The 16,193-nt window shown below is 36.1% G+C and carries 17 protein-coding genes, 2 tRNA genes, 1 other RNA gene and 1 pseudogene; 4 read left to right on the top strand and 17 right to left on the bottom strand.

The features are described from left to right. Positions 1-25: 25 nt before the first annotated feature. The 4 genes from AACH21_RS00265 to iscU are packed head-to-tail and all read right to left on the bottom strand — an operon-like array spanning position 26 to position 3,115. Entirely contained in the window at positions 26-1,879 is a 1,854-nt protein-coding gene (locus AACH21_RS00265; RefSeq protein WP_265040756.1) for an Hsp70 family protein, read from the bottom strand. After that, the gene (locus AACH21_RS00260) at positions 1,857-2,315 is read right to left on the bottom strand and encodes an iron-sulfur cluster co-chaperone HscB C-terminal domain-containing protein (RefSeq protein WP_077188306.1); all 459 of its coding nucleotides are present in this window, start codon (positions 2,313-2,315) and stop codon (positions 1,857-1,859) included. Before AACH21_RS00260 ends, AACH21_RS00265 begins: the two co-directional genes overlap by 23 nt. Next, complete coding sequence (locus tag AACH21_RS00255) at positions 2,308-2,712, bottom strand: HesB/IscA family protein (RefSeq protein ID WP_077188307.1); 405 nt, start codon at positions 2,710-2,712, stop codon at positions 2,308-2,310. The genes AACH21_RS00260 and AACH21_RS00255 overlap by 8 nt, the downstream gene beginning before the upstream one ends. Positions 2,713-2,722: 10 nt before the next feature. Beyond that, positions 2,723-3,115 carry a Fe-S cluster assembly scaffold IscU gene (gene iscU / locus AACH21_RS00250; protein ID WP_006279966.1) on the bottom strand — a complete coding sequence of 131 codons (393 nt, stop codon included), beginning with the start codon at positions 3,113-3,115 and terminating at the stop codon, positions 2,723-2,725. A gap of 178 nt (positions 3,116-3,293) precedes the next feature. On the opposite strand from iscU, the gene ftsY reads away from it, so the two are divergent. Beyond that, complete coding sequence (gene ftsY, locus AACH21_RS00245; RefSeq protein WP_338482545.1) at positions 3,294-4,205, top strand: signal recognition particle-docking protein FtsY; 912 nt, start codon at positions 3,294-3,296, stop codon at positions 4,203-4,205. On the opposite strand, the gene radA is transcribed toward ftsY, so the two are convergent. The 10 genes and pseudogenes from radA to AACH21_RS00195 form a co-directional block, all read right to left on the bottom strand. After that, the gene (gene radA, locus AACH21_RS00240; RefSeq protein WP_338482544.1) at positions 4,192-5,535 is read right to left on the bottom strand and encodes a DNA repair protein RadA; all 1,344 of its coding nucleotides are present in this window, start codon (positions 5,533-5,535) and stop codon (positions 4,192-4,194) included. The genes ftsY and radA overlap by 14 nt on opposite strands. 755 nt (positions 5,536-6,290) lie before the next feature. Further along, positions 6,291-7,113, bottom strand: a pseudogene (locus tag AACH21_RS00235) (IS5 family transposase). Between the two features lie 93 nt (positions 7,114-7,206). After that, a complete protein-coding gene (locus AACH21_RS00230; protein ID WP_338482543.1) occupies positions 7,207-7,944 on the bottom strand; it encodes a putative folate metabolism gamma-glutamate ligase in 738 nt (245 codons plus the stop codon). Between the two features lies 1 nt (position 7,945). Beyond that, positions 7,946-8,425 carry a dihydrofolate reductase gene (locus AACH21_RS00225; RefSeq protein ID WP_006279286.1) on the bottom strand — a complete coding sequence of 160 codons (480 nt, stop codon included), beginning with the start codon at positions 8,423-8,425 and terminating at the stop codon, positions 7,946-7,948. After that, positions 8,419-9,702, bottom strand: coding sequence for a dihydropteroate synthase (gene folP, locus AACH21_RS00220; RefSeq protein WP_338482542.1), 1,284 nt, complete (start codon positions 9,700-9,702; stop codon positions 8,419-8,421). Before folP ends, AACH21_RS00225 begins: the two co-directional genes overlap by 7 nt. Further along, complete coding sequence (locus AACH21_RS00215) at positions 9,699-10,085, bottom strand: dihydroneopterin aldolase (protein ID WP_007548841.1); 387 nt, start codon at positions 10,083-10,085, stop codon at positions 9,699-9,701. The genes folP and AACH21_RS00215 overlap by 4 nt, the downstream gene beginning before the upstream one ends. Before the next feature lie 39 nt (positions 10,086-10,124). Further along, complete coding sequence (locus AACH21_RS00210; protein ID WP_077188312.1) at positions 10,125-10,781, bottom strand: CADD family putative folate metabolism protein; 657 nt, start codon at positions 10,779-10,781, stop codon at positions 10,125-10,127. A 78-nt stretch (positions 10,782-10,859) separates the two neighbouring features. Next, positions 10,860-10,936 (bottom strand) — tRNA-Ile (locus AACH21_RS00205). Between the two features lie 42 nt (positions 10,937-10,978). After that, positions 10,979-11,302, bottom strand: a complete 324-nt coding sequence (trxA, locus tag AACH21_RS00200; RefSeq protein WP_006279168.1) for a thioredoxin — start codon at positions 11,300-11,302, stop codon at positions 10,979-10,981. 116 nt (positions 11,303-11,418) lie between these two features. Further along, positions 11,419-12,039, bottom strand: coding sequence for a ribonuclease D (locus tag AACH21_RS00195; RefSeq protein WP_010962900.1), 621 nt, complete (start codon positions 12,037-12,039; stop codon positions 11,419-11,421). Between the two features lie 180 nt (positions 12,040-12,219). Here AACH21_RS00195 and AACH21_RS00190 point away from each other — a divergent pair. Then, positions 12,220-12,292 (top strand) — tRNA-Gly (locus tag AACH21_RS00190). A 739-nt stretch (positions 12,293-13,031) separates the two neighbouring features. Here the strand turns inward: AACH21_RS00190 and AACH21_RS00185 are convergent. From AACH21_RS00185 to ffs, 3 genes are all read right to left on the bottom strand, one after another. After that, positions 13,032-13,364, bottom strand: coding sequence for a YbaB/EbfC family nucleoid-associated protein (locus AACH21_RS00185; protein WP_010963017.1), 333 nt, complete (start codon positions 13,362-13,364; stop codon positions 13,032-13,034). Between the two features lie 3 nt (positions 13,365-13,367). Beyond that, positions 13,368-14,969 carry a DNA polymerase III subunit gamma/tau gene (dnaX, locus tag AACH21_RS00180; RefSeq protein WP_338482540.1) on the bottom strand — a complete coding sequence of 534 codons (1,602 nt, stop codon included), beginning with the start codon at positions 14,967-14,969 and terminating at the stop codon, positions 13,368-13,370. Positions 14,970-14,990: 21 nt separating this feature from the next. After that, positions 14,991-15,080, bottom strand: an RNA gene (gene ffs, locus AACH21_RS00175) — signal recognition particle sRNA small type. A gap of 61 nt (positions 15,081-15,141) precedes the next feature. On the opposite strand from ffs, the gene AACH21_RS00170 reads away from it, so the two are divergent. After that, entirely contained in the window at positions 15,142-15,543 is a 402-nt protein-coding gene (locus tag AACH21_RS00170; protein WP_077188315.1) for a WPE palindromic element domain-containing protein, read from the top strand. Beyond that, complete coding sequence (locus AACH21_RS00165) at positions 15,540-16,193, top strand: glutathione S-transferase family protein (RefSeq protein WP_065094500.1); 654 nt, start codon at positions 15,540-15,542, stop codon at positions 16,191-16,193. Before AACH21_RS00170 ends, AACH21_RS00165 begins: the two co-directional genes overlap by 4 nt.

The raw sequence follows: 16,193 nt of genomic DNA, 5'->3' as shown, positions 1-16,193 counted from the left end.
CACTCTCCTGAACGGATACCTTTTTCTACCTATTTGTTAATTCACACAACTCTAAAGAGGAATTTTCTAACTCGGCGATAGTGTTGTTAATTTCATTCAAGTCATTGCCTTGTAAAGCGTTTTTTGCATTTTGTAATAGGTTTTTCAACTTTTGATCAGTGAAAAGGTTATTATTGTTTTCAACCAAGTGTATGAGTTTATTTCCATTAATTTTAGCACCTGCAAGGGAACGAGCCTTCATATCTTCATCAAAGCTGTTTATTGACTGGTTAACCATATTTTGAACATCAGCTTCACTCAAGCCAAAATTTGAATTTACTTCAACTGTCTGCTCAATTCCAGTAGCTTTTTCTCTTGCAGTAACAGTCAAGATTCCGTCAACATTAACTGTAAATTCTATTTCAATTCTTGCAGAACCTGCAGGCAGTGGCGGTATACCTTTTAGTTCAAACTGCGCTAGAGATTTGTTATCCTCTATCATTTCACGTTCTCCCTGACAAACGTGAATTTTCATTGCTAGTTGCCCATCAACATAAGTTGTAAACTCTTTTATCTCTGAAACTGGTAGTGGTGTATTTCTTGGTATGATTTTTTCAACTATGCCTCCCATAGTTTCTATGCCAAGTGATAAAGGTAGAACATCCAGGAGAATATTCCTATCTTTTGAGCTCGAAGTTAAATCATGAGCCTGCAGAGCTGCCCCAATGGCAACTGCTTTATCCGGATCCACGTCATTTAGTACTTTATTTCCAAAAAGTTCGACTAGTGAATTTTGAACCAATGGTGTTCTAGTTGCACCACCAACTAAAATTACTCCTTTTATATCATCAATTTTAAGATCTATATCACTTATAGTACGAGTGACTATATTGATAGTCCTATTGACCAAAGAACTGATTGCATGTTCAAATTCTTCTCTGGTAATTTCGCATTCAAATAATTCACCGTTAATATTGAATTCAAAAGTGCCTACGGTGTTTTCGCTCAGGTATTCTTTTACAATACGTGATTCAATAAGTGTTGTCATGCAAGTAGCTGACACTGGAATCCAGTTCTTATTATATAACTTTCTAGTGTGTTCATTTGTAATCAAACTTTCTGGATCCCAGACTGGGATGACACTAGAGCATTCTTTGTTTAAACCTACCTTTTCTCTATACTTATCAAGCACAATAAGGTTAAGCAAATGATCAAAATCATCTCCACCGAGTTTAGTGTCACCACCAACTGCAAGAACTTGAAACACTCCTTGATGCAATTTCAATATCGAAATATCAAATGTTCCACCACCAAGGTCATAAACTGCATATATTCCACTGTTATTGTTCTTTTCAATGGAGTAAGAAAGCGCTGCAGCGGTTGGCTCGTTAACGAGGCGAAGAACTTCTATTCCAGCTAATTTTGCCGCATATTTAGTTGCGTTACGTGCTGAATCGTCAAAGTAAGCTGGCACAGTAATCACTGCTTTTTTTACTTTCATCTCTGTAGACTCTTCTACCCTCTTGCATAAAGCTTTTAATATCTCAGCAGAAATCTCAACAGGAGTAAGATACTTTTCCTCTGCGCATTTTATTCTAATAACTTTTTCGCTTTCATGATCTATTTCAAAATTGACGCCTTCTTTATTTAATTCTTCAACACTTTTACCCATTAAACGCTTTATTGAGTAGATTGCATTTTGACCGACGTCACAGCCAGTTTTCAATGTATTATTTTCATATGAAAGAGCAGAAGGCAGTAGCTCTCTTCCCTGCTCATCTTTAAATATCTCCACGTTGCCAGCTTTATTTACCATGGCAATTAAAGAATTGGTGGTACCAAGATCTATACCAAAAACTACTTCACTTGAATTTGGTTCAGAAATTTGAATTGGTTGCATTCTTTTTCACCTCCTCAAATGACTTATATAAATATTTCAATCTTAAGACTTGTGTAGCAGCTCCATCAAAATTCTTTACAGCAAAAGTGTTAATTAGGTTTTTAACGCAATCTTTTATTTTTTCATCAATCATCCTGCTTGCAAATTGTAGATCATCGCAGTCTAGTAAGTACTCTCTTATTTCCATTGATTCATTTAATATTTCAGAATTTGGATGATCCTTTGGGCTTCCCACACCAAAAAGATTCAACAAATGCTCAGCACGTTCTAGTGGTGACTTTAGCACTTGATAAGCTTTGTTGATATTTTCCATGTTTTTGGACTGTCTTTCATTTATATCAGTCTTGCTTAGCTCAATATATTTTTTCTCTAACTCATCAAAGCTGATATTGAAAGTTGGTTCAATTTCAAACAATGTAAAATAGCTGCTAGACATGAAAACTCTCTCCACAACCACATTTTCCTTTCTCATTAGGATTTTTGAAAACAAAACCCGATGAAAATTTTTCTTCTACATAATCCATTTCAGAGCCAAGAATAAACATGACGGATTTTGGATCGATCAACACTTTAACTTTTTGGTCATCACTGCAGTTTTCCTCAATTATCGACTCTAAAGGACGAGTATCATACGCATATTCAATATCATATTTTAAACCAGAACATCCTTTTTGTTTAATTAGCACTCTTATTCCTATTGCTTCTTCTGATTTCTCAAGGTTAGTATGCTTCTTTTGGTCCAATAAATACTTTATCCTTTCTACTGCTTTCGCAGTTATAGTAATAAGTTTTTTATCTTTCTTTATAGCGTTTACTCCTTGATATTCACTCATGCTTTAGTTCTCAATGTCCACCTTTATTTTGTTTACTTTGATAGTCATGAATAGCAGCCTTTATAGCATCTTCAGCAAGTACCGAACAGTGTATCTTCACTGGAGGTAAAGACAACTCTTCCACTATTTGAGTATTCTTTATCTGTGTAACGTCACTGATGGTTCTCCCCTTTATCATCTCTGTTAACAAGGAACTTGAAGCAATGGCAGAACCACAACCAAAAGTTTTAAATTTTGCATCTTCAATAACACCTTTGTCATTGACCTTTATCTGCAATTTCATTACATCACCGCACGATGGTGCACCAACTAAACCAGTACCAACATTTGGATCATTTTTATCCAGAGAGCCAACATTTCTTGGATTTTCGTAATGATCTAAAATTTTCTCATTATAACTCATAAAATTACCTGTGAACTGCTATTCTACATTATAACATATTTAGGTTAAAAACTAAAGAAAAATGCACTAGCAAACAGTATATTTTACTCACAAAATATATGGGTTACGAGTGTATTTACTTTACAAATACATGTAGTGCATGTCATTCTCTATATTGTAATTAAAAAGGAGTATTCTCTTGAGTTTATTTGGTAACCTTTATAAAGGCTTGTTAAAAACTTCTTCTCGCTTTAGCAACGGAGTAAAAAGTATTTTCTCTAACAAAAAAAAATTAGATCAGTCGCTTTTAGATGAGCTAGAAGAATTGCTAATTAGCATGGATATTGGTCATAAAACTTCCAAGTTGATTATTGACAGGCTCACAAGCATCAAGTTTGACAAGGAAGTTGAGTATAATATTATCTCGCAGCAGTTAATGAACGAAATAGAAGCTATATTGAGCCCAGTTGTGCAACCGTTAATTTTGAACAAAAAACCACATATAATAATGGTATGCGGAGTAAACGGTAATGGTAAAACCACAACTATAGGTAAGCTTGCATATAAATATAAGGAAATGGGAAAATCCGTTATGCTTGTTGCATGCGACACATTTAGAGCTGCTGCTAGTGAGCAATTAAACATTTGGGCAGAACGTTCTGATTGCTTGATTGTTACTGGAGAGTACGGTAGCGACTCTGCAAGTGTGGCATATAGAGCTGTAAGTCAAGCTATAAAAGACAACGTTGATGTTGTTCTAATTGACACAGCAGGAAGGCTGCAAAATAATGTGAACCTTATGGAGGAGTTATCAAAAATATATAGAACGATAAAGAAATTGGATGATACTGCCCCTCATGACGTTATTTTAGTTCTTGATGCAACTACCGGCCAAAATGCTTATAGCCAATTAGAAGCATTTAGCAAAATGGTTAATGTTACCGGGCTAATCGTAACAAAGTTAGATGGCACTGCTAGGGGCGGAGTGGTAATTGGACTTGCAGAAGCTTATAAGATAAAGTTACATGCTATAGGAATTGGCGAAAATATAGAGGACTTAAGGGAGTTTACTAGTAAAGAATTTGCTGAAGCGTTATTTAATTGTAATTAAAGACTTCTCTTAATTCCCTTACGTGACCAAGCTTGATTATTTCAATATCATGAGAAGAATAATTGCCATTTTTAGGCATAATTGCTTTTTTGAATCCTAACTTTTGTGCTTCTTTTAGTCTGAGATCAGCATGCGAGATGTTCCTAATTTCTCCTGAAAGTGCAACTTCACCGCAGATTATTGAAGAAGTTGGCAGCGGTAAATTTACTACACTTGAAATAAGGGAAGCAGCAACAGCAAGATCAGCCGATGGTTCCTGTATTTTGAGTCCCCCTGCAATGTTTAGGTATACCTCTTTATCATGCAAAAACATTTTGCAACGAGCATTTAGCACCGCAATGATCATAGCCAATCGATTAATATCCCACCCAACTACTGCCCTTCTTGGGGTTGCCATATTAGTCCCTGCTATTAATGCTTGCACTTCCATTAAAATTGGTCTTGAACCTTCAATTCCTGCAAATACGGCGCTGCCAACTACTTCTCTGTCATGGGCCATCAGAAACAATGATGATGGGTTATCAACAGGCACAAGTCCTGCTTCAGACATCTCAAAAACACCAATTTCATTTGCAGGGCCAAATCTATTCTTAATAGTACGCAAAATGCGGTATTGATTGCTATTTTCACCTTGAAAATATAATACCGTATCCACCATATGCTCCAAAGTTTTAGGTCCAGCTATTTGTCCATCCTTAGTTATATGGCCAACTATTAAGAGGGAAATACCATATTGTTTCGCAAGAATGGTTAATTCATGTGCGCAAGTGCGGACCTGAGTTACAGTTCCTGGTGCTGATATAATTCTGCTATCATACATTGTTTGTATAGAGTCAATTACTAAGAATTTAATACTTTTGTTTTCCTTTATTGTTGCTACTACATCAGTTAAAGACACTGTAGACAAAAGCTTAATTTTAGGTTCATTTATCTTAAGACGCTTTGCTCTGAGGCTCACTTGCTCTAAAGATTCCTCGCCGGATACATAAAGACATTCAAAAGAGGAAAGTTGCACAACATTAGCTGCAATTCTAAGCAAAAGGGTAGATTTCCCAATTCCAGGTTCGCCACCAATTAAAATGCTAGCACCTTGAACGATACCTCCACCAAAAACTCTATCTAATTCTTCTATTCCTGTTAAAAAACGACTTGGAGTGATAATTTCGCTACCCGATAACGTCTTTATTAAAATTGGCGCAGATATACTTCTTTTGCCCGTTTTTACTGCTATTTCCTCAACAACTGTATCCCAATTGTCACATGCAATACACTTCCCTACCCACCTGCCAGTGCTGTGACCACAGGATTGACATACATATACAGTTTTCATCAAAGCCAAAATTATTTTGTTGTAATTGTAATAAAAATTAGCTGAATATGCGAAGTAAATCTATAGCTAACCCAAGAAAGGGTTCCCTATGTCATACCGCGATTCATTCGCGGTATCTCTAGATCCCGCTAACAAGTAGCGGGATGACGAGGTCATGCCACCGCGCGAACCGTCATACCGCCGCGGTATCTCTTAGCCGCTAACACGTAGCGGGATGACGGTTGTCGTTTAGCTACAAACGTTAAGAAATTTACCAAATGAAAAAAAAGGCAAAAGAAGCCCTGGGGTTATTATCCGCTTTAAAATATTGGCGTTTTTTATGTTTTAAACGCTTGACAAGCAAGATTAAGCTGCTTTTAATTGCAACTAACTTACGCTGCAAATGTTTAAGAAGTTTACTAAGCAGAAAAAAAGACAAAGAATCCCCGAGTTAGCTAGTCTTTTACTATCTCTGTCGAGTATTGGCATTTTTTGATGTCTTGTAACGCTTTATAAGCGCGTTCAGCTTATTTAGATAAAAATCTAGATGTAGATGAAGTTTTGTAAAGACATACAGTATCTATGTACTGCAAAAAATTAAACATAAGACGCCGATACATTAAGTAATCCTTACCTTTTAATCTGCAGATTGGCGAAAGCAAATACAATAGCTTCAGTTTTATGATAAGGGTGCTGGCGAAGGGTGTCAAGCAAGTTTTTTGTTTCTATTCCCAATGTTATATGGTTATGTAAGAGGTTGTCCACAAACCAGTAAATCAAGCATATTCCCTACTTAACATAACTTTACTCATAGCCAGATATATGAAACTTTCAGTAGATGTTGTAAGTAAATCGTACTCCTTTGATAGCCTTCTATTTCTATTGATCCAAGCAAAAGTCCTCTCTACCACCCACCTTCTCGGCTGTACTGAAAATCCAGGATCCCGTTGTGGCAATAGTTCTAGTGGTGTATCTTTATGCACCCAAAACCTACATGGAGGCCTTTTGACAATTTCAATATCTATCCCATATTCTCTCTTTACGTAATCCTTTAAATCTTTTCCTTGGTATCCCATATCAGCCCACATTTTCTTAATATTGCTGTATTTTTCCTTCATATTGTCCAATGCCATCTTCACCCCATCTCTGTCATTTTCGCTTGCAGCTCCTACATAGCAACCAAGCACAAATCCTTGAGTATCTGTGATTATATGTCTTTTTCTCCCCTTTACCTTTTTCGCACCATCATAACCTTTGCCCCCCCTTTTTCCGTGGTTTTTACCGATTGACTGTCCACTATGCATGCGCTCGGCTTCCCATTTTTGACCTACTATATTTAGTGATATCATAGTTCATTTTCTCAAAAATTCCCTGCTTTTTCCATCTTCTAAACTGTTCATGCACAGCCTTCCACGGCGGAAAATCGTGTGGTAAATAGCGCCATTGACATCCTGTGCGCAGTATATAAAGAATTGCATTTACTATCTCACACTTACTGTATTTTGGTGGCCTTCCTCCTTTCTTGTACGATACTCTGAAGTGTTTTTCTATTCTTGCCCATTCCCTTTTACTTAAATCTGTTGGATATTTTTTCCTCATCTCTTACCTCAATATTCTTTCTTTATATACTACGTATTCCTTGGTTTGTGGACAACCTCTAAGAAGTCTAATAGCAAATTTTTAAGTTCCTCTTTAACTCTTTAACCAGCGGGCTCGCATGAGGAGAGGAGAGTAAAGGTCCTCTTCCATAGATATCTTCACACTTTTTTCTTCTTCTGTAGTTGGCGGATGAGTAAGAAAGTGAACCTTTGGTGCACCACTAATTATTGCCATCGGTGTTTGCTCTGCCCCTTCTCCCATAACTAAAACAGCAGATGTTGCCAGTGCATCAAGAAGATTGACTTGTGTTACTTGCAGTGGTTGATTATAAAGATCTGGCTTGCCTATATAGGAATAAAGTGGTTCAAATCCACACCAACCAAGAGCAACGCCCGTAACCCCAAGGCGCATAGGTGTTATGTTACTATCTGTAATCAAAATACCAAGATGTTTTATGCAGTGTTTTGTCTTGAGATAGTTCCATATTGATAGAGCTGTTTTCTGAACATCCTTTGGGTATAAAATATACATTTCATTACCATTTGATTCATCAATACCAGCAGATGGAATTAAGATATTGTCTTTGATTGTTAAATAGATGCCGTAAGAATTATGGTCTACATCAACAATTGCATCAGCTTCTCTTTTGATTAGCTCTTCTTTAGAACAAGCAGTTTTGCAAACCACTTGTTTTTGACAAATAGAAATGATTTTTGATGTGATAGCAAGAACAACTTCCTCTCTTAGCAACTCTGAAACATAGCAATCAAGAACCTGCTCTAATACTTCTCCACATTCAATGCGGTGGGTATAAATTGCTTCAACATGCATATTAACGTGTCAGCTTGCATATAGTATAATCTTTTGTTTGAGCAAGAGCGGTTTTATACCATCCATCAAGAAGTGTTAAGTTGAAATATACATCACCTTTATAAAGTCTGTGAATTTCTGTTATGATAAACTCTGAAATTAGATCATACTCCAAAAAAAGGTGCGCTATTTGTGCTCCACCAATCATGAAGACTTTAGAACTACTTTGGATTGACAAAAACTCTTGCATAGAAGAAATAATAGTGCATTTTACTCCTCTGTTAAAACAAGAATTTAATTTGTTACGAGAAAAAACAACAGGGATACGATCCTTCAATATGTTTTGAGGCATAGTTTCAAATGTTTTTCTTCCCATAACAATAACTTGTTTGTCAGTCACCTGACGAAAATGATCTAACTCACTTGGATAATGCCAGGGCAATCCATTATTTATTCCAATTACCCCCTTGGGATCAACAGCCATAATTCCGATAACTAGCATCCCTGTAAAGCAGCTTGAGCTACAAAGAATCGCATGTGATCACGCACATTATGCACTCGAAGGAAATCAACCTTGTTGTGCAATGCAGATGATAAAGCAATTGTTTCTAAATCTCGGTTAAAGACAGGTTCTGTAGAAAAAGAAGAAATAAATGACTTTCTAGAATAACCAACCAGAACTTTGCAGCCAAAATTTTGTAACGTTTCTATACTGCGTAAAATCTGGATATTCTGGTACATAGATTTGCCAAAACCAATACCAGGATCAATAATGATCGAGCTTTGATCAAAACCTAGAGCTAGTAATCTATTAATGTTCCTTTCTGCCCAATTACTTATGGTATCAATTGGATCAATGTCACTTGGGATAATGTTGTCACTATGTGGTGGTATGGAGAGTGAATGCATAATAACGATACTACATCCACTGCTAGCAATCGCTTTTAAGGTATTATCATCTAGATCTCCCTTCTGATCGTTTACCCAGGCAATGTTGTAGTGCTCCAAAACGTTCAAAATAACATCTGGCCAGAAACTATCAATGCTGACTTTAATGTCACCAACTTTCATATATTGATTAAGGTCATCAAGCACTGGTTTTAAGCGTGCATACTCTGCTTTTGGAGTTTGTATTGAGGAGCCAGGTCTTGTTGATTGAGCACCAAGTTCAACTATGCTTGCACCATCTGATAACAGCCGCAGTGCCTGCTTGGTTGCTTGATCTGCATCATAATAAAGACCACCATCTGAAAATGAATCAGGAGTAATATTGACAATACCTATAAGCTCTGGTGAAAGCGTAAAACTCCTTAAAAAGCAATCCTTAATGTTAGGGTTAACAGTACCAAACGTTTTGTTAACTACTGCCATGGGACTCAGCATTGCCATCAAGTGAAGCAAAAATGGTCTGTTTATCAATTCTGGGTGAGGAATCTTAAGGTAGGGTGTATCAAGTGTCAGGTCATCCCATAACAAAATATCCAAATCAATAACGCGAGGTGCCCATTTTTCATAGACCTGCAGACGGCCAATGTCACATTCAATTTGTTTAAGGCCCTTTAACAGCTCTTCAGGAGAAGAAGAACAACTTCCATACACAACCATATTTAGAAATGGCCTGTCCCACCCAGGTGGAGCATCATTTGGTAAAATAGCCTTAGTTTCCAGAATAATTGAAGATTTTAAATTTTTAAAATAGCGTTCCTGCAGTAACTGAGCAGCCTTTTGTAAATGGGAAAAGCGATTCCCCATATTTGAGCCAATAGAAATGTAAATCATTCTTGCAACGCATTACGATAAGTAAAGAAAACACCTCCATGCACACTGGGGACAGGTGGTGCAACTTTGTGAATAGTTACGCCTATAGAAGAAATAATAAGCTTTTTTTGCATCACAAGGTTATTAATGGTCCTGTATATATCATGAGTTAAATGCTCGATTAAGTTGAATTGCTTGCTTTGAACGAGAGATTGAATACTCTGAACTACCTCCAAGTAGCATATAGTATCCTCAAGCCGGTCAGTTGTAAGTCCTAAAGGGGGGGATTTAAAGGTAAAATCAATATTAACACTAACTAATTGAGAATGATACTTCTCTTCTGCACTATAGCCTAAATGAACCCAAAGCCGTAAGTCAGATATAAGAAGATTACATGCAGACATTGCATTCCAACATCACTGAGTTTAAGCTACTTACAACCACTAACACACGCTAGCATTCATCATTCCATCAAGAAAACCCCACAAGAGCCTTGCTCCCTTTTGAGCACCCTGCATAACTTTATCTTGCTCTTTTTCATCTAGATCTTCAATAAGATTTGCACATTCCTCAGAATGCCATTCATCAGCATGCATATGGACCGTAAAAAATTGAAGAGAACGCTCATCACTTATTGAATAGTGTTTTTTTAAACCTTCAATTTTAGACTTAGAAACCTCTGGAGTTTGACGTTCATAAGCATAAAGTGCACCCAAACCGGAAGCAAAATCTGATCGTACAATATCAAAGTAACCGTCAACTAATTCTTGTGTCTCCTTAACTTGTGCATCTTCAAGAAGATCAGACCGTGCTACTCCAAGTCCTTCAGCAAAACGCTTCCATAACTCTGGATGATTTTCATCACCTTGTTCTTCTTCTATCAAATTACCAAGCAAAACCTGTCGCATTTTTAGATCTGGGCACAAAAAATGTATACCACTGATATAACGAGGAAACGCAGCAACGTGGTGATAATATTCTTTAGCATAGGTTTGTAAAGCTTGCAAGCTTAAGCTTCCTGTATTCCATGACTGGTAAAATGGATGATTTAGTAAGTGCAATTCATCTAACTTGTTATTTAGAGACTTAGTAAATTCCATCATTTCCCCCATTACATTAATATATAGTTCATATACTATAGCTTTCTCATTGTTACGATCATGCTAAGATCAATACAATGGTGGGATTGGTAGGACTCGAACCTACGGCCAATTCGTTATGAGCGAACTGCTCTAACCGACTGAGCTACAATCCCTTTTATCAATATTTATAATACACACAAAAGCAAATTTGTCTATTAGCTTATTTCACTATCAACCCAACTTGACAAATCATTTGTTGCACCAATTTTGCGTGCAATTTCCTTACCATCTTGAAATATGATTAAAGTGGGTATAGATTGCACTCCATACTTACTTGGCACTTCAGTCCCTTCATCTATGTCGAATTTGCAGATCTTAATCTTGCCTTTTCTGTCTTTAGCCAATTGTTCGATACGTGGCATTAGACTTTTACATGGCCCACACCATTCTGCCCAAAAGTCTATCAGAACAAACCCTTTATAGTCAGTGACTTCAGATTTGAAATTTTGATCATTTACCGATGTAATATCATCACTCATAAAATACCTAAATTTTTGTAAAATATAGCGTATCTATTAGCAGTTAATCAACTAAATTCTTACCGCAGAGCTTGAAAAATTGCCCTAAAGTGTTTTGCACAAACAAAAAACTTCTATTACATCTGGTGGTTAAAGATATCCACGTTTTCCCAACCCATTAAGTCTAACTCAATACGAGTAGGAAGAAATTCAAAGCACTTTTGGGCCAATTCTTTTCTATTTTCACGTTCCAGCATTAAGTCTAGCTTTTCCTTTATCCTGTGGAGATACAAAACATCAGATGCAGCATAACTTTTTTGTTTGTCTGTTAAATTTTCATTTCCCCAATCAGAAGATTGCTGCTGCTTATTTAGTTTGGTATCAAGCAGCTCTAAGCACAACTCTTTTAAGCTATGATTATCTGTGTAAGTACGAACTAAACGTGAAGCTATCTTTGTGCAATAGCACGGAAGTGCCCAAGTTTCCAAGTAATAACGTATTATGCTTACATCAAATCGCGCGAAGTGAAATATTTTAGTTATATTTTTATCCTCTAATATTTTTCTCAAATTTGGCGCTGTATAATCGTTCTTGAGTTGAACTAAGTGAGCGTTGCCATCATTAAAAGAGAGCTGCACAAGGCATAATCTATCTCTGCTATGAAGTAGCCCCATTGCCTCGGTATCAACAGCTATAGACCTTATATCATCTGGTATTGAACTAGCTGGCAAGTCGTCTTTATATAAAAATATTCCCATAAAATTAATACATTTTTTGGCACAATTGAAAACCTATGATAATCAAAAATGAGTCTTAAGTATACGAAAAGATCATAGAAGGAACCACGCAAATTTATGGGCTCTCACATTTTTCGTGTACACGGGGTTTACAAATCGCTGTATATGCCTATAATTAAGTAAATTTAGGTTAATTTAATTGCGGGAGTAGCTCAGTTGGTAGAGCGCAACCTTGCCAAGGTTGAGGTCGAGGGTTCGAACCCCTTCTCCCGCTCTTTGCTTTCAAAATCATTTCGTCAAAAATCCCTTGACAAACTCCGCCAGCCCCCTTATCATGAAACTGAAGCTATTTATTTATCTTCTCTGTACAGATTAAATGACAAAAAAACTCACGTATCTGGCGTCCCATGTTTAATTTTTTGCACTATGTGCACCTTATGTCTTTATAAAATTTCTAGGTTTTTACCTAATATAAGCTGAAATGCGCTATTTAAAACATCAAAAAACGCCGATTTAAAAAATGGATAGTGAATAACTAGCTACCCTAGGGTTTCTTTTGCCTTTTTTTCTGTTTAGTAAATTTCTTAATGTTTATAATTTAGATTAGTTGCGGCTTAAAAGCAACTAAATCGCGGTTATTAAGCGTTTAGAATAAAAAAACGCCATACTTGAAAGTATAATGTAAGTAATTAGCCAACCACGGGGCTTCTTTTGCCTTTTTTTTCGTTTGGTAAATTCCTTAATATTTATAGCTAAGAGAGCCCAAGAGAGGTGTCATTCCAGCGCGTGACGCTGGAATCCAAAAAAAAGGATGATGTCATCCCAGTCTCACGCACTGGAATGACATCGTTTACTATGTGATATCGTGCCATATTGCAATGTTTGTACAGTTGTGGAATGAATCACGGTATGACGTAGGGCTATGCTAGTATAGGTACATTATATGAAGAAGTACTAGCGTTGGGAATATTAGAAAAAAAATACTTACACTAAAAGAAACTTCAGTAGTAAATTCAAAAAGGAAGTTTAAACCCAGATGGTAAACCCATCATACCTGCAAGATCAGAAGTTGCATTCGCCATATCTTCTTCTGCTTTTTTAACGGCATCATTAAACGCTGCTGTTACTAAATCCTCTACTATATCTTTTTCCTCATTTCTCATAAGTTCTAAGTCTATGTTCACCTTTTTAGCTTTATAGCTACCTATTTTTATGACTTCCACTAATACAGAAACTTTGCCACCACCAGAAATACCTTGAAACTCTTTTCCAACATATTTTTCTTGAGCTTCTGCAAGCTTTTTTTGCATCTCTTGCGCTTGTTTCATTATTTGACTAAAATCCACAACTTACTCCTTATTTTCTATATTAACTACTTTTGCACCTTTAAACGTGTCAAGGATATCCTTAACTGCAGGTGCATAATTTAAATTACTCACTTCCCTGTTTATATAACCTGTATCAACTGCAATAACCCACTCTTGCTGAGTTACCTGGCTTAAGTAATTTTTTAAATCATTGCAAAAATTACTATCCAACTTAGATACAGCTTTTAATTTTAAATATCCAGGTTTACAATCTATTAATTGTAGATTATTACACAGTTGTTTGTAAAGATAAATTTGGTTACTCCGCCTTAATAGTTGCAAAATCTTATCAAAATCGTAATTTTGTTGTTTATTTTCCACATGGATCCCAGTGTCATCTACTCGGATGACAGAGTGGGGTTGTTGTTTACTTTCCACATATTTTTTTGGATCCGAGTAGTCAGCTACTTGGATGACAGAGGGGGAAGGTGCAACAGGTCTGCCCTGTCTATTTCCTTGCTCTACATTCTGTGAAAGAATTTTTTTGATCACCTGTTCTGGAGAAGGTAGATCAGAGAGATAGCAAAGACTAATTAGCATCATTTCAGCAGCAACATCGTTGCATGTTGAAGTTTTTATATCTTGAATACCTTTAAGCAACACCTTCCACAATCTCGAAAAAAATATTAAAGATCTCTTTATACTTAAATCTTTTATCCTATTCTTTTCATGCTCTGTAACTGCACTATCAATCTCTTTCGTAATTAAAAAACGGCATATTAACTGAATTGTTTGCAATAGACCTTCAAAAATACTAAGTGGGTTTGCTGTTTTTATCGCCTTGTCAAACACTGATAGAGCTTTTTGTAAATCACCATCTAATATTGCTCCTAATAGATCGAATATAATATCTTTATCCACTAGGCCAAGTATGTCTGTCACATTTTTAGTGGATATTGCACCATCTTTGCTATATAGCACTGCTTGATTCATCAAAAACAAGGCGTTACGCATTGAATTTCCAGAATGTCGTGCAATTAATTCTAATGCTCCCTTTTCAATGGAATAACTCTCTTTTTGTGCAACATCATTTAAACGTTCCACTATTTTAGCTACAGGAATGTTGTGTAAATCAAATCTTTGACAACGTGCAATAATAGTTATTGGTATTTTTTTTATTTCCGTAGTTGCTAAAATGAACTTTACACTAGATGGTGGCTCTTCTAGGGTTTTAAGTAATGCGTTAAATGCACTGCTGGATAACATATGTACTTCATCTATAATGTAGACTTTGAATTTAGAGCTTATAGGTGAATAGCAAATATCTCCCAGGATTACTTTAATATCGTCAATGCTAGTGTGACTTGCCGCATCGATTTCAATTACATCTGGATGGCTTGAATTTTTTATTGCTAGACAATTTTCACATGATCCGCAAGGTTCAAAAATTGGCCCCAGGGAACAATTCAAACATAAAGCTATTATCCTTGCAGTGGTGGTTTTACCAACTCCACTACTACCAGAGAGCAGTATAGATTGTGGGATTTTGTTTAAAATAAAAGCATTTTCTAATACACGCACTAATATATCTTGACCTACTAGATCTTTGAAGCTACTAGGACGATGTTTTAATGCTATATTCATAGCCTCGGATAAAACAAATAATGAAATAGGTATGCAACCCAAAAAGGTTCTGATATGGCTGCTTCATTTCTGATCTGACCAAATTACAGAGTTTTTGCCTGCATACCTTATAAAATATTATACTTTTTTTTTTATTTAGCAAGGTATATCCTATATTAGTCTTATAATTTATATGTTAGACCTCTTGCAACATTACTTTAAAATAAACGAGAAGTTAGCTGTCATGCAAGTCACTACAAGATTGTCACTCCAATGTTTATTTATGTCATTTCAGCGCTTATTTATGTCATCCCAGTGCCTAGGCATACAGCTGTATGAATGTTGTGATATAAGAGCAATTTTTACCGAAAAGGATGTCATCCCAGTGCTTGACTACTTGGATCCAGAAAACTTAACTGTAAATGAGCGCACTAGGCAATTGTATAACAAGAACTGGATTCCAGTGTCAAGCACTGGAATAACACCACCTGCTACGCAAACTTCTGTGGACTACAAAGAAAGTTCGTACAGTTGTAGGTCAAGCCATAGAGTAACAAAAAAAGGATATTGGTATACCAAAAGAGGAACATTATGATTTTATATCATTTTCCTCTTTGTCCATTTTCACGAAAAGTTAGAGCTTTTCTAAAAGAAAAAAAATTAGGCTGTGATCTAGTGTATGAAAATCCGTGGGAAAAGCGGAATGAATTTATGGAGATCAATCCAACCGGGCAAGTACCAGTGTTAATAGATAATAACTTTGTAATAGCGGATAGTAATGCCATTTGTGAATATATAGAAGAGACTTACAATAGCGACGTCAAATTACTTGGTTCATCCACTATTATTAAGTCTAAAATACGCGCTCTAATCAATTGGTTCGATAACAAATTTTACAATGAAGTTACTAAGTATATTATGAATGAAAAAGTAATTACTAACCGCAGCCCTGACTCTAGATTTCTTCATGCAGCTCAGCATAACCTGCCTTGCCATATGGAATACATCGAACACTTAATTAACAAGAACGTTTGGCTTGCAACTGATAAGTTCACTTTAGCTGATATTACTTTAGCATCGCATATTTCCGTAATGGATTATGTAAGTAGTTTTCCATGGGAAAAAAGTAAAATTTTAAAAGAATGGTACTCCATTGTTAAATCAAAGCCTTGTTTTCGTGAGATATTATTAGAGAGGATTTCTGGTTTAATCCCTCCTAAACATTATGCTGACCTTGATTTTTAA

The organism is Wolbachia endosymbiont (group A) of Ophion costatus (genome assembly GCF_963969245.1).
GTDB classification, from domain to species: domain Bacteria; phylum Pseudomonadota; class Alphaproteobacteria; order Rickettsiales; family Anaplasmataceae; genus Wolbachia; species Wolbachia pipientis.
This window is presented reverse-complemented; position numbering and strand designations above follow the sequence as displayed.

Bases quoted from the DNA above. Each gene is read 5' to 3' on its own strand.
- AACH21_RS00225 (WP_006279286.1), bottom strand. From the start codon at position 8,425: ATGCTAGTTATCGGAATTATGGCTGTTGATCCCAAGGGGGTAATTGGA.
- AACH21_RS00170 (WP_077188315.1), top strand. From the start codon at position 15,142: ATGTTAGACCTCTTGCAACATTACTTTAAAATAAACGAGAAGTTAGCT.
- AACH21_RS00260 (WP_077188306.1), bottom strand. From the start codon at position 2,315: ATGTCTAGCAGCTATTTTACATTGTTTGAAATTGAACCAACTTTCAAT.
- dnaX (WP_338482540.1), bottom strand. From the start codon at position 14,969: ATGAATATAGCATTAAAACATCGTCCTAGTAGCTTCAAAGATCTAGTA.
- AACH21_RS00210 (WP_077188312.1), bottom strand. From the start codon at position 10,781: ATGGAATTTACTAAGTCTCTAAATAACAAGTTAGATGAATTGCACTTA.
- AACH21_RS00195 (WP_010962900.1), bottom strand. From the start codon at position 12,039: ATGGGAATATTTTTATATAAAGACGACTTGCCAGCTAGTTCAATACCA.
- AACH21_RS00165 (WP_065094500.1), top strand. From the start codon at position 15,540: ATGATTTTATATCATTTTCCTCTTTGTCCATTTTCACGAAAAGTTAGA.
- AACH21_RS00215 (WP_007548841.1), bottom strand. From the start codon at position 10,085: ATGTCTGCATGTAATCTTCTTATATCTGACTTACGGCTTTGGGTTCAT.
- trxA (WP_006279168.1), bottom strand. From the start codon at position 11,302: ATGAGTGATGATATTACATCGGTAAATGATCAAAATTTCAAATCTGAA.
- radA (WP_338482544.1), bottom strand. From the start codon at position 5,535: ATGAAAACTGTATATGTATGTCAATCCTGTGGTCACAGCACTGGCAGG.
- AACH21_RS00265 (WP_265040756.1), bottom strand. From the start codon at position 1,879: ATGCAACCAATTCAAATTTCTGAACCAAATTCAAGTGAAGTAGTTTTT.
- AACH21_RS00230 (WP_338482543.1), bottom strand. From the start codon at position 7,944: ATGCATGTTGAAGCAATTTATACCCACCGCATTGAATGTGGAGAAGTA.
- iscU (WP_006279966.1), bottom strand. From the start codon at position 3,115: ATGAGTTATAATGAGAAAATTTTAGATCATTACGAAAATCCAAGAAAT.
- AACH21_RS00255 (WP_077188307.1), bottom strand. From the start codon at position 2,712: ATGAGTGAATATCAAGGAGTAAACGCTATAAAGAAAGATAAAAAACTT.
- folP (WP_338482542.1), bottom strand. From the start codon at position 9,702: ATGATTTACATTTCTATTGGCTCAAATATGGGGAATCGCTTTTCCCAT.